At 71.8% G+C, this 12,466-nt stretch carries 9 protein-coding genes; 6 read left to right on the top strand and 3 right to left on the bottom strand.

Annotated elements, in window-relative coordinates; all coding sequences use genetic code 11:
- Nucleotides 1-5 precede the first annotated feature (5 nt).
- Nucleotides 6-146, bottom strand: coding sequence for an SPW_0924 family protein (locus tag ACFYU9_RS30800; RefSeq protein WP_389216461.1), 141 nt, complete (start codon nt 144-146; stop codon nt 6-8).
- A gap of 180 nt (nt 147-326) precedes the next feature.
- Nucleotides 327-2,144 (bottom strand): lytic transglycosylase domain-containing protein, encoded by a 1,818-nt coding sequence (locus ACFYU9_RS30795; RefSeq protein ID WP_389346911.1) that lies wholly within the window; start codon nt 2,142-2,144, stop codon nt 327-329.
- A 193-nt stretch (nt 2,145-2,337) separates the two neighbouring features.
- On the opposite strand from ACFYU9_RS30795, the gene ACFYU9_RS30790 reads away from it, so the two are divergent.
- The gene (locus tag ACFYU9_RS30790) at nt 2,338-3,195 is read left to right on the top strand and encodes a DUF4184 family protein (RefSeq protein WP_389216456.1); all 858 of its coding nucleotides are present in this window, start codon (nt 2,338-2,340) and stop codon (nt 3,193-3,195) included.
- Between the two features lie 110 nt (nt 3,196-3,305).
- On the opposite strand, the gene polA is transcribed toward ACFYU9_RS30790, so the two are convergent.
- The gene (polA, locus tag ACFYU9_RS30785) at nt 3,306-6,026 is read right to left on the bottom strand and encodes a DNA polymerase I (protein ID WP_389346909.1); all 2,721 of its coding nucleotides are present in this window, start codon (nt 6,024-6,026) and stop codon (nt 3,306-3,308) included.
- A gap of 142 nt (nt 6,027-6,168) precedes the next feature.
- On the opposite strand from polA, the gene ACFYU9_RS30780 reads away from it, so the two are divergent.
- From ACFYU9_RS30780 to ACFYU9_RS30760, 5 genes are all read left to right on the top strand, one after another.
- Nucleotides 6,169-8,454: an FdhF/YdeP family oxidoreductase gene (locus ACFYU9_RS30780; RefSeq protein ID WP_389346907.1), complete on the top strand. Its 2,286-nt coding sequence runs from the start codon at nt 6,169-6,171 to the stop codon at nt 8,452-8,454.
- 262 nt (nt 8,455-8,716) lie between these two features.
- Nucleotides 8,717-9,226 (top strand): PaaI family thioesterase, encoded by a 510-nt coding sequence (locus ACFYU9_RS30775; RefSeq protein WP_389216987.1) that lies wholly within the window; start codon nt 8,717-8,719, stop codon nt 9,224-9,226.
- Between the two features lie 161 nt (nt 9,227-9,387).
- Entirely contained in the window at nt 9,388-10,272 is an 885-nt protein-coding gene (locus ACFYU9_RS30770; RefSeq protein ID WP_389346905.1) for a trypsin-like serine protease, read from the top strand.
- 5 nt (nt 10,273-10,277) lie between these two features.
- Nucleotides 10,278-10,736, top strand: a complete 459-nt coding sequence (locus tag ACFYU9_RS30765) for a hypothetical protein (protein ID WP_389216445.1) — start codon at nt 10,278-10,280, stop codon at nt 10,734-10,736.
- 450 nt (nt 10,737-11,186) lie between these two features.
- Entirely contained in the window at nt 11,187-12,425 is a 1,239-nt protein-coding gene (locus tag ACFYU9_RS30760) for a branched-chain amino acid ABC transporter substrate-binding protein (protein WP_389216442.1), read from the top strand.
- Nucleotides 12,426-12,466: the final 41 nt, after the last annotated feature.

Genomic DNA, 12,466 nt, shown 5'->3' with positions numbered 1-12,466 from the left:
GCCCCCTACTTCTGCGGGCCGGGATCGGCGGTCAGCAGGGGCCGGGGCGAGGTGGGTCCGTCGGGCGGCAGGTCGACGAAGGAGACGAGCAGCACGAACAGGAGGACGGGAACGAGTCCGATGGCGGCGGCAACTAGGGCACGCAAGGTCGGCCTCCCGGCGCTCGATCTGATACATCGTCAGGGCGGGGGCACCGTAGCAACGCGGCCGTGAGATGAGAACACGTCGTACCCGGAACGCCCTCCGGGCGCCGGGCGCGCACAGGGCGCCGCCCCCGTGTCCGGCGGGGACACGGGGGCGGCGCGGGGTGAACGTGCGGCGGGCCGTCAGGCGCTGGGCGTGGCCTTCGGGGCGCCGGTGGCGGTCGACTGCGACGGCGAGGGCGCGGTGGACGGCGTGGCGGGCGCGGACGGGGTCTGCGACGGGCTCGGCGTCGTGGGCGACGGGGTCGGCGTCGTGGGCGACGGCGTCGGGTCGGTGGCCGGGGCGCTGACCTTGAGCTGGACGGCGAGCGTGCCGCCGCCGGGCGCGGTGAGCTTCAGCGTGAAGCCGCCGGCCTTGTCGCCCGCGAAGATCTCCGGGAGCTTCAGGACGCCGTCGGCGTCCGTCTTCAGACCGGTGAGCGTGCGGACGGCGGTGCCGTCGGCGGCCTTGAAGAAGGGGCCGTCGGTGGCGGGCTTCGGGTCGTCGGCCGAGGTGACGAAGGTGGCGGTGACGGCGACACCGGAGGCGGTCGCGCCGCCTGCGGTGGCCTTGACCCGCACCTCGTCGACGAAGGTGCCGCCGGTGGTGGCCGCGAGCTCCTTCTCGTCGACGCGGGCGAGCTTGTCGGCGCGGCGCTCGGTGACGGTCGCCTTGAACGAGAGCGCGTTCAGGCTGCGGCCGACGACGGTGGCGCTGACGGTGAAGTCACCGGTCTGCTCACCGGCCTTGAGCTCCGGGGTGGCGGCCTTGCCGCTGCTGCCGGTGACGGCGGTGATCTCGCGGACGCCGCCGAGGGCGAAGCGGGTGTCGGTGCCGTCGCCGATGCGGAAGCGGACCTTGACGCCGGCGACGGGCTTGCCGGCGGTGTCGAGGGCCAGGACGGTCGGCCGGGTGGTGAAGGTGGTGCCCGCGGTGGCCGTGAGGGTGCCGGAGGCGGCGTCCTTGATCCGCACCACGGTCAGCGCCGGGTCGGTGGTGGGCGGCGTGGGCGGCTTCGGGGTGCCGGGCTTCGACGGGTGCGGCTTCGGGGTGCCCGGGTGGGCCGGCGTGACCGGCGGCGTCGGGACGGTCCGGCCGGGCGTGCGGCCGCTGCCCCGGTTGTCGCTGCGGTCGACGGGGAGGACACCGGTGCCGTCGGGCACCTGGTGCGTACCGCGCTTGTAGTACTCGAACCAGGACAGCACCGTGCTCAGGTACTCGTTCGAGTGGTTGTAGCTCAGGATGGCCCGGTCCAGGTCGGCCTTGACCGCGAGGTTGCGGTCGTTGGCGCACAGGTACAGGCCGGCCGCCTGGGCGGCGTCGTAGATGTTGCTCGGGTCCTTCTTCCCGTCGCCGTTGGCGTCCTGGCCCCAAGTGGCCCAGGTGGACGGGATGAACTGCATCGGGCCGATCGCCCGGTCGTGGACCCGGTCGCCGTCGTACGCGCCGCCGTCGGTGTCCGAGATGTTGGCGAAGCCGACACCGTTCAGGACCGGGCCGAGGATCGGCGAGGTGGTGGTGCCGTTGGCGTCGACGCGGCCGCCGCGCGCCTGACCGGACTCGACCTTGCCGATGCCGGCGAGGAGCTGCCAGGGCAGGTTGCAGCCGGGGTCCGTGGACCGTATCGACTCCTCGGCGCGCTTGTAGGCGGCGAGGACGCTCGCGGGTATGCCGGCCTCGGCGGGGCCGGTGGTGATGGGCACGTTGGGGGTCGGCGCGCCCGGCTGGTTGGGCGTGTTGAGCGTGGGCAGATCGGTGAAGTACGGCGAGTCGCCGGAGGCGGAGCCGTTCGGGGGCGTGGTCGCGTCGCCCGCTCCGATCGGCGTGTCACCGCTCGCGTTGTCTGCGGGCGGCGGCGGAGTGCCCGGCGCCTGCGACGCCGCGAGCGCGGCGACGGCCGCGGCGACGATCGCACCGCTGGTGGCTCCCCTGCGCAGCCGGCGGCCCAAGTGCGCTGCCATGTGTGGTCCCTCCCCGTATCCCGCTTCCGCGCTCCCCGCGCGGGTCCGACCCGCCGAACCCTATGCCAACTCCCGGCACACCGACACCGTGCCCTGACCGTGTTTCACGGTTTCGTCACCACTTGGCCGTCCGCGCCTTCTCCCTCGGAGGGTGCTGAATACTGGGGGCACTTCAGGATCTGGGGGGATTTCCGTGCCGTTCACGCTCAGCCATGCCGCCGCGGTGCTGCCGGGCATCCGTCGCGGCGGCACGGGACGCGGACCCCTGGTGGCCTCGGCGCTCGTCGCCGGTTCCTTCTCTCCCGACATGACGTATTTCGCGGCGAGTGCGGTACCCGACGCGATGTTCTTCGGTGACGTCACGCACGCGCCGCTCGGTGTCGTCACCGTCGACGTGCTCATCACCGCGGCGCTGGTGGCCCTGTGGCTGATGGTGCGTGAGCCGCTCCTCGCACTGCTTCCCCGGAGGTGGCGCGGCCGGGTGTACGAGGCGGTCCGCGGGGAGCCGTGGCGCCGGCGGCGGCCGGCGGCGCTGGCCGGGTGGTTCGTCGTCTCGGCCGTGATCGGCGCGACGACGCACATCGTGTGGGACGCGTTCACCCACCTCGACCGCTGGGGCACCCGGGTGATCCCGCTGCTGAGCGAGGTGGTGGGCGGCTTCCCCGTCTATCTGTACGCGCAGTACGGGGGTTCGGCGCTGGCCCTGGTGGCGCTCACCTGGTTCACGGTTCGGGCGCTTCGCGCGGTGCCCGCGGACACGCCACTGCCCGCGCGCGTGCCGGCGGCGGACCGGCGCGGGCGGATGCTCGCGGCGGCGGTGATCGGGGCGGGTGTACTGGGCGGGGCGGTGCACCGGGTGGTGCGGTGGTACGCGTACTGGGGCCGGATCGACACGCCGCTCGACGTGATTCCGACGCTGTGTTTCGGCGCGGGAGCGGGGCTGATGGCAGGGGTGGTGGTGTACGCGGCGGGGGTGCGGCTGCTCGGTGGCCGAGCGGGAGGCCCGGTCGCGGATCCCGTTTCCGAGCACTCCCGTACGGGGTCGCGCTGACCCTTCGGTGAGGGCGCCGCGCCGTCACCGCCCCGGCGGGACGACGGCCCGCACGAGGGTGGGACGAGCGGGGCGGCACCGCGCAGCGCGGTCCCGCCCCGCTCCGTCTCTCAGTGCGCCGCCGAGTCCCAGTCCCTGCCCACGCCCACCGAGACGTCCAGCGGGGCGCGCAGCTCCACCGCGTTCGCCATCCGCTCACGGACCAGGGTCTCGACCTGGTCGCGCTCGCCCGGGGCCAGTTCGAGGACGATTTCGTCGTGGACCTGGAGGAGCATGCGGGAGGCGAGGCCGGCCTCGGTGAGGGCGCGGTCGACGTCGAGCATGGCGACCTTGACGATGTCGGCGGCGGTGCCCTGGATGGGGGCGTTGAGGGCCATGCGCTCGGCGGCCTCGCGGCGCTGGCGGTTGTCGCTGTTGAGGTCCGGCAGATAGCGGCGGCGGCCGAGCATGGTCTCGGTGTAGCCGGTGGCGCGGGCCTCGTCGACGACGCGGCGCAGGTAGTCGCGGACGCCGCCGAAGCGCTCGAAGTAGGTGTCCATCAGACCGCGCGCCTCGGCGGGGTCGATGCCGAGCTGCTGGGAGAGGCCGAAGGCGGAGAGCCCGTACGCCAGGCCGTACGACATGGCCTTGATCTTGCGGCGCATCTCCGCGTCGACGGCGGTGCGCTCGACGCCGAAGACCTGCGAGGCGACGGTGGTGTGCAGGTCCTCGCCGGAGGCGAACGCCTCGATGAGGCCCTCGTCCTCGGAGAGGTGGGCCATGACGCGCAGCTCGATCTGGCTGTAGTCGGCGGTCATGAGGGCCTCGAAGCCCTCGCCGACGACGAAGCCGTGGCGGATGGCGCGGCCCTCGTCCATGCGCACCGGCACGTTCTGCAGGTTGGGGTCGGTGGAGGACAGCCGGCCGGTGGCGGCGACCGTCTGGCTGAAGGTGGTGTGGATGCGGCCGTCGGCGGCGACGGTCTTGATCAGGCCCTCGACGGTGGAGCGGAGCCGGGCCTGCTCGCGGTGGCGGAGCATGATGACCGGGAGCTCGTGCTCGGTCTGGCCGGCGAGCCAGGCGAGGGCGTCGGCGTCCGTCGTGTAGCCGGTCTTGGTCTTCTTGGTCTTGGGCAGGTTGAGCTCGCCGAAGAAGACCTCCTGGAGCTGCTTGGGCGAGCCGAGGTTGAACTCGTGGCCGACGGAGGCGTGGGCCTCCTTGACGGCCTGCTGCACGGCTCCGGCGAACTGCTGCTCCAGGGCCTCCAGGTGGTCGCGGTCGGCGGCGATGCCGTGCCGCTCCAGACGGGCCAGGAGGACGGAGGTGGGCAGCTCGACGTCGTGGAGCAGCTCCTTCGCGCCGACCTCGGCGAGCTTGTCCTCGAAGGCGGTGCCGAGGTCGAGGACGGCGCGGGCCTGGGACATCAGGGCCTCGGCCTCGGCGGTGTCCTCGGCGCCGAAGGCGAGCTGGCCGTCGGAGGCCGCCGCGGGGGCGAGCTCGCGGCCCAGGTATTCGAGGGAGAGCGCGTCGAGGGCGAAGGAGCGGCGGCCGGGCTTGACCAGGTAGGCGGCGAGCGCCGTGTCCATGGTGACGCCGGCGACGCTCCAGCCGTGCTCGGGGAAGACCCGCATGGCGCCCTTGGCGCTGTGCATCACCTTCGGGCGCTCGGGGTCGGCGATCCAGGCGGCCCACGCCCGCTCGTCGGCCTCGTCGAGCTCGCTCGGGTCGAACCAGGCGGCGGCTCCCCCGGCCGAGGCGAGGGCGACCTCGGCGACGCTGCCGGTGCCGAGGGCCCAGGTGTCGACGGTGGCGATGCCGAGCGGCTGCCCGCCGTGCTCGGCGAGCCAGCCGGCCAGCTCGCCGGAGCCGAGGACGGTGAAGTCGAGCTCGACGCCGGGGGCAGGGGCGGGGGCGGCCTCCTCGGCGGCGCCGGGGTCGACGGCGAGGAGCCGCTCGCGCAGCGAGGGGTTGCGGATCTCCAGGGTGTCGAGGAGGAAGGCGAGGGCCTTGCGGTCGTACGGCTCGCGGGCGAGGTCCCGGGCGTGCTTCGGCAGTTCGACGTCGCGGACCATCTCGGTGAGGCGGCGGTTGAGCTTCACCGACTCCAGATGGTCACGGAAGTTCTGGCCTGCCTTGCCCTTGACTTCCTCGGCGCGCTCCACCAGCTCGGCGAAGGAGCCGAACTGGTTGATCCACTTCGCGGCGGTCTTCTCGCCGACGCCGGGGATGCCGGGCAGGTTGTCCGACGGGTCGCCGCGCAGGGCCGCGAAGTCGGGGTACTGCGAGGGCGAGAGTCCGTACTTCTCCTGGACCTTCTCCGGGGTGAAGCGGGTCAGCTCGGAGACGCCCTTGGTGGGGTAGAGCACGGTGGTGTGGTCGGTGACCAGCTGGAAGGAGTCGCGGTCGCCGGTGACGATCAGGACCTCGAAGCCCTCGGCCTCGGCCTGGGTGGCGAGGGTGGCGATGATGTCGTCCGCCTCGAAGCCGTCGACGGCGAAGCGCGGGGCGTGCATGGTGTCGAGCAGCTCGCCGATGAGCTCGACCTGGCCCCGGAACTCGTCGGGGGTCTTGGAGCGGGTCGCCTTGTACTCGGGGAACTCCTCGGAGCGCCAGGTCTTGCGGGACACGTCGAACGCGACGGCGAAGTGCGTGGGCGCCTCGTCGCGGAGCGTGTTCGCCAGCATCGACGCGAATCCGTAGATCGCGTTCGTCGGCTGCCCGGTAGCGGTGGTGAAGTTCTCCGCGGGCAGTGCGAAGAACGCCCGGTACGCCAGGGAGTGCCCGTCCATGAGGAGCAGGCGCGGGCGGTTCTCTTCGGTCATATCGGTCTTCTTCGCTGCTGTCTCGGCCACGGGACGATCCTGCCACGCGCCACTGACATTCCCGTCCACGTCCGCACACGGAGGCGGACGGCAGACCGGGCGTGGTCCGGTGTCGGTGCCGCGTGACAGGATCGGAGTCGTACGACACAGGTTCCGCTCAAGGGAGAGCGTGATGGTCAGCAAGCCGCCGGTCGGCGACCCGGTCCAGGACGCACCGCGGGTCGAGGCGCCGCAGCACGCCGCCGCCGGCCTGCCCGCCGTCGCGCACACACTGCGGATCGCCCAGGCGCAGATGGGTGTGCGGCGCACCGCGCAGACCCTGCTCAAGGTCAACCAGAAGGACGGCTTCGACTGTCCCGGCTGTGCCTGGCCGGAGGCGGACAAGCGGCATGTCGCGGAGTTCTGCGAGAACGGGGCGAAGGCGGTCGCCGAGGAGGCGACGCTGCGCCGGGTGACGCCGGAGTTCTTCGCCGCGCACCCGGTGGCGGACCTGGCCACCCGCAGTGGGTACTGGCTGGGCCAGCAGGGCCGGATCACCCAGCCGATGCTGCTGCCCGAGGGCGGGACAGCCTACGAGCCGGTGTCGTGGGAGCGGGCCTTCGCGATCATCGCGGAGGAGCTGACCGCGCTCGGCTCCCCCGACGAGGCGCTCTTCTACACCTCGGGCCGCACCAGCAACGAGGCCGCGTTCCTGCTGCAGCTCTTCGCCCGCGAGTTCGGTACGAACAACCTGCCGGACTGCTCCAACATGTGCCACGAGTCCTCGGGCTCGGCGCTCAACGAGACGATCGGCATCGGCAAGGGCAGCGTCTCCCTGGAGGACCTGCACCGGGCGGACCTGATCGTGGTGGCCGGCCAGAATCCGGGGACGAACCATCCGCGGATGCTGTCGGCCCTGGAGAAGGCGAAGGCCGCGGGCGCCCGGATCATCTCGGTGAACCCGCTGCCGGAGGCCGGCCTGGAGCGGTTCAAGAACCCGCAGACGCCGCAGGGCATGCTCAGGGGCGCCGCGCTCACGGACCTCTTCCTGCAGATCCGCATCGGCGGCGACCAGGCGCTGTTCCGGCTGCTCAACAAGCTGGTCCTGGAGACTCCGGGCGCCGTCGACGAGGACTTCGTCGCCGCGCACACGCACGGGTACGAGGAGTTCGCGGCGGCCGCCAAGGAGGCCGACTGGGACGAGACGCTCGAAGCGACCGGGCTGTCCCGGGCGGAGATCGAGCGGGCCCTGGAGATGGTGCTGGCCTCGGAGCGGACGATCGTCTGCTGGGCGATGGGCCTCACCCAGCACAAGCACTCGGTGCCGACCATCCGCGAGGTGGTCAACTTCCTGCTGCTGCGCGGCAACATCGGCCGGCCGGGCGCCGGGGTGTGCCCGGTGCGCGGTCACTCCAACGTGCAGGGCGACCGCACGATGGGGATCTTCGAGCGGCCGTCGGCCGCCTTCCTGGACGCCTTGGACAAGGAGTTCGGGATCGTCTCGCCGCGCCACCACGGCTTCGACGTGGTGCGCTCGATCGAGGCGCTGCGGGACGGCGAGGCGAAGGTGTTCTTCGCGATGGGCGGCAATTTCGTCGGCGCCACCCCGGACACCGAGGTCACCGAGGCGGCGATGCGCAACGCGCGCCTGACGGTGCACGTGTCGACGAAGCTGAACCGCTCGCACGCGGTCACGGGCAGGCGCGCGCTGATCCTGCCGACGCTCGGCCGCACGGACAAGGACGTGCAGAAGAGCGGCAAGCAGGTGGTGACGGTCGAGGACTCGATGGGCCTGGTGCACGCCTCGCGCGGCAACCTGCCGCCGGCGAGCCCGCAGCTGCTGTCGGAGCCGGCGATCGTGGCGCGGATGGCGCGGGCGGTGCTCGGCGCGGGCTCGGCCACGCCGTGGGAGGCGTTCGAGGCGGACTACGCGGTGATCCGCGACCGCATCGCGCGCGTGATCCCCGGCTTCGAGGACTTCAACGCGCGCCTGAAGGCGAACCCGGGCGGCTTCGCGCTGCCGCACGCGCCGCGCGACGAGCGCCGCTTCCCGACGGCCACCGGCAAGGCGAACTTCACGGCGGCCCCGGTCGAGTACCCGAAGGTCCCGGAGGGCCGGCTGCTGCTGCAGACGCTGCGCTCGCACGACCAGTACAACACCACGATCTACGGCCTGGACGACCGCTACCGCGGCATCACGGGCGGCCGCCGGGTGGTCATGATCCACCCCGAGGACGCGGCGGAGCTGGGCTTCGCGGACGGCTCGTACGCGGATCTGGTGAGCGAGTGGACCGACGGCAGCGAGCGGCGGGCGCCCGGCTTCCGGGTGGTGCACTACCCGACGGCCCGTGGCTGCGCGGCGGCGTACTACCCGGAGACGAACGTGCTGGTGCCGCTGGAGTCGACCGCCGACATCAGCAACACCCCGGCGAGCAAGTCCGTGATCGTGCGTCTGGTTCCGCGGGAGGCCGCCGGCTGATCACAGCGGGCGGACGGTAGGAGGGCCGGTTCCGGAGCGACCGGCCCCGGCGGGGTGTTCGTACCTTCCACTCCCACGTCGCGCGCGAGGCCGTCGGCCGGACAGGCCGGGGACCGCTCATGCCCGGCTCGCGGCGTGACCTGCGCGACACCCCCTGGACCCGGTACCGGTTCCGTCTGGAACAATCACGATCCGCCTAAGCGTTTGCTCAGGAAGATCAGACGTGAGCAGCACGAAGCACGACGACGAACGGAGCCGGGTCATGGGTGAGCAGCAGCACGTGAAGTTCCCGCAGGAGGTCATCGACGAGTACGCCTCGCTCGGCGTGGACCTGCCGGCGCTCTTCTCGGCCGGACACCTGGGCAACCGGATGGGCGTGCAGATCCTGGAGGCGTCGGCGGACCGGGTGGTCGGGACGATGCCGGTGGAGGGCAACACCCAGCCGTACGGGCTGCTGCACGGCGGCGCCTCGGCGGTGCTCGCCGAGACCCTGGGGTCGATCGGCTCGATGCTGCACGGCGGCGTCTCCCGGATCGCCGTGGGCGTGGACCTGAACTGCACGCACCACCGCGGGGCGCGCAGCGGTCTGGTGACGGGTGTGGCGACGCCGGTGCACCGCGGCCGGTCCACCGCCACGTACGAGATCGTGATCACCGACGAGCAGGACAAGCGGGTCTGCTCCGCGCGGCTGACCTGCATGCTCAAGGAGGTCGGCGCACAGGACGCCCACAACCTCCCGGCGGCCGCCCGCCTCGACGGCGCCGGCGCCTGACCCGTACGCCCCGAGGTGTACGAGCACCTCCTCCGCGGCCCCGGACGGCAGCACCGTCCGGGGCCGCTGCGTTCTTGAACTCCCCTTTCCTCACCGGCTCTTGTCGGGGCCGGAAGGCAGCGGCTTCACTGGCGGTCCACTCACACGACGAGGGGATCCCCTTGACCGCGATACGCACCACCACCGTGGCGACCGCCGTGACCGCCGCCGTCTGCGCCGCCGTGCTCGCCACCGCGATCCCGTCCGCCGCGATCAACTCGTACAACGCCACCCCGGCCCCCGAGCGCACCGAGGTGGGCGCCCTGGTGGCGACCTGGGACGACGACGGCGACCCGGGCACCCCGGACCGGGTGGACTGGGTCTGCTCGGGCACCATGATCGACGCGGACACCTTCCTGACCGCGGCGCACTGCACGACCGACTGGCCCGAGAACGTGCGTTTCTACGTCTCCCTCGACCAGGACGTGCAGTCCGGCCTGGACCGGGCCGCCGCCGAGCACCCGGGCGACCCGGCCGCCGTGGCGCGGGCCGTCGCCGTCGAGGGGACCGCGCACAGTCACCCCGCGTACCCGGGCCCGGCGTCCGACCGGCACGACATGGCGGTGATCGAACTGCCGGCGGCGAAGATCGCGGAGCGCTGGAGCTTCACGCCCGCGAGCCTGCCGGCGGCGGGCGCGCTCGACGCGCTGGGACCGCAGGGGCTGAACGACACCGACTTCACCGTCGCCGGTTACGGCACCGAGGAGGCGCAGCGCGGACCGGGTGGTCAGACCCATCCGGGCGGCGGGGTCCGGATGAAGGCGCCGGTGTCGTTCAACGCCCTGAACAACGCCTGGATCCGGCTCGGGATGACGGCGCCGCAGGGCAACGGCGGTGCCTGCTACGGGGATTCGGGCGGTCCGAACTTCGCGACGCTCGACGGCCGGCGCACTCTGGTGGCCACCACGATCACCGGCGACACGCCCTGCTACGCCACCAACGTGGTCTACCGCCTGGACACTCCGGGTGCCCGCGACTTCCTGAAGACGTACGTCCGCCTGCCGTGATCCGCATGCCGGTCGCCCCGGTCAGGGCCGCGCTCGTCGCGGCCCTGGCCGGCTGTGCGCTGGTCATGTCCGCCGGTTGCGAGCGGGCGCCCAAGTCCCCTGAGCCGCAGGCGAGTTCGCCGGCGGACGTGTGCACGAACCTGGTGTCGTACTGGGTGAAGGAGGCGCTCAAGGGCAGCAAGTGGGCCGGGCTCGACTGGGAGCAGAAGGGGATGTCGAACGAGCAGTACGAGATCCATGACGCGGTCCTGGTCGGGGCGCGGGCGGAGGAGAGGCGGGCGGGCCGCGAGGCGGCCTTCGCGTACACGGACCGGGAGACGCGGCGGCGCTGCGAGGCGGCGAAGGGGGCGACGGGCAGCTCCGAGAACTGGCGTCCGCCGGACGAGCAGAAGACCCTCCCCCGGACTCCGTCCGCGGCCACCCCCGGGCGTCCGACCGTCGGATCCCGGCCATCGCCGACGTAACGCAGCGTGACCTTTTCACCAGATGGGACACGCGGCGGAACGGAACGCTCCGGTCAGCGATTCCGTCCGCTGGCCCACCGGCCACTGTCCGATATCCGGACACCCTCCCAAGGGGCCCGTCAGGACCGTGATCTGCTCAAGCCCCTTAGCGGAACTGCACGTTCTCAGCATGTGAACACCGCCGTACCGACCGTTGTGCCCGGGTTTGCCCATGGCCTGCACACCGTCTCCGCCCGTCGGCATAACAAGACAGTCACATCCTGACCTCGGCGCTCCCTGTCCTTCCCCACCTGCGCCTAGAGTCACGGCCAGTCACCGCGCCGCCGGGCGCTTCCACTGCACGGCCCTGCTCCACCCAGTACGGCCCGGCATCGAAATCGGCACCTCTCGCTTCACAGCTCCACGGCACCGCCTCAGCTCGAGGGGGCCGAGCCAGGGAAAGGATCCTTCGTGCGACACCGTTCTTTGCTCATCCTCACCAGCGTGCTCACCACGGGAGCGCTCACCCTCACCGCCTGCGGTTCGCGCGACGAGGGCAAGGGCGGCGGCGGCGACAACGCCGGCGGCACGACCACCGTCGTGATCGGTGTGGACGCGCCGCTCACCGGTTCGCTCTCCGCCCTGGGCCAGGGCATCAAGAACTCCGTGGACCTGGCGGTGCAGACCGCCAACAAGAACAAGGAAGTCCCGGGCGTCACCTTCAAGATCGAGGGCCTCGACGACCAGGCGGTCCCGGCCTCCGGCCAGGCCAACGCCACCAAGCTGGTCGGCAACAAGGACGTCGTCGGTGTCGTCGGCCCGCTGAACTCCGGCGTCTCCCAGCAGATGCAGGGCGTCTTCGCCTCCGCCAACCTGGCGCAGGTCTCCCCCGCCAACACCAACCCGTCGCTCTCCCAGGGCGACAACTGGGGCAAGGGCGAGTTCAAGCGTCCCTTCAAGACCTACTTCCGCACCGCCGCCACCGACGTGGTCCAGGGCAAGTTCGCCGCCCAGTACCTCTTCAAGGACGCCGGCAAGAAGAAGGTCTTCGTCGTCGACGACAAGCAGACCTACGGCGCCGGCCTCGCCACGATCTTCTCCGACGAGTTCAAGCGCCTCGGCGGCCAGGTCGTCGGCACCGACCACGTCACCGTGAAGGAGACCGACTTCTCCTCCACCGCCGACAAGGTCAAGGCCTCCGGCGCCGACTCCGTCTACTTCGGCGGCCAGTACCCCGAGGGCGGTCTGCTCTCCGACCAGATCAAGAAGACGGGCGCCAAGATCCCCACCATGGGTGGCGACGGCATCTACGACCCGGCCTTCATCAGCGCCTCGGGCGAGGCCAACGACGGTGACCTGGCCACCTCGATCGGCTACCCGGTCGAGAAGCTCCCGACCGCCAAGAAGTTCATCGAGGACTACAACGCGGCCGGCTTCAAGGACCCGTACGCGGCCTACGGCGGCTACTCCTACGACGCCGGCTGGGCGATCATCCAGGCCGTCAAGGCCGTCGTCGCGGCCAACGGCGGCAAGGTCCCGTCCGACGCCCGCGCCAAGGTCACCGAGGCCCTGGGCAAGGTCTCCTTCGACGGTGTGACCGGCAAGGTCTCGTTCGACGAGTACGGCGACACCACCAACAAGCAGCTCACGGTCTACAAGGTCGTGGGCGGCAAGTGGACCGACGTCAAGAGCGACACGTTCAACCAGTAAGACCCGTCCCGGCCCCGGGCCGGGAGCCCCGCACGAACTGA

Source organism: Streptomyces sp. NPDC004327 (assembly GCF_042873935.1).
Taxonomy (GTDB): domain Bacteria; phylum Actinomycetota; class Actinomycetes; order Streptomycetales; family Streptomycetaceae; genus Streptomyces.
Note: the sequence above shows the minus strand (reverse complement) of the source record. Positions and strands in the feature narration are given on the sequence as shown.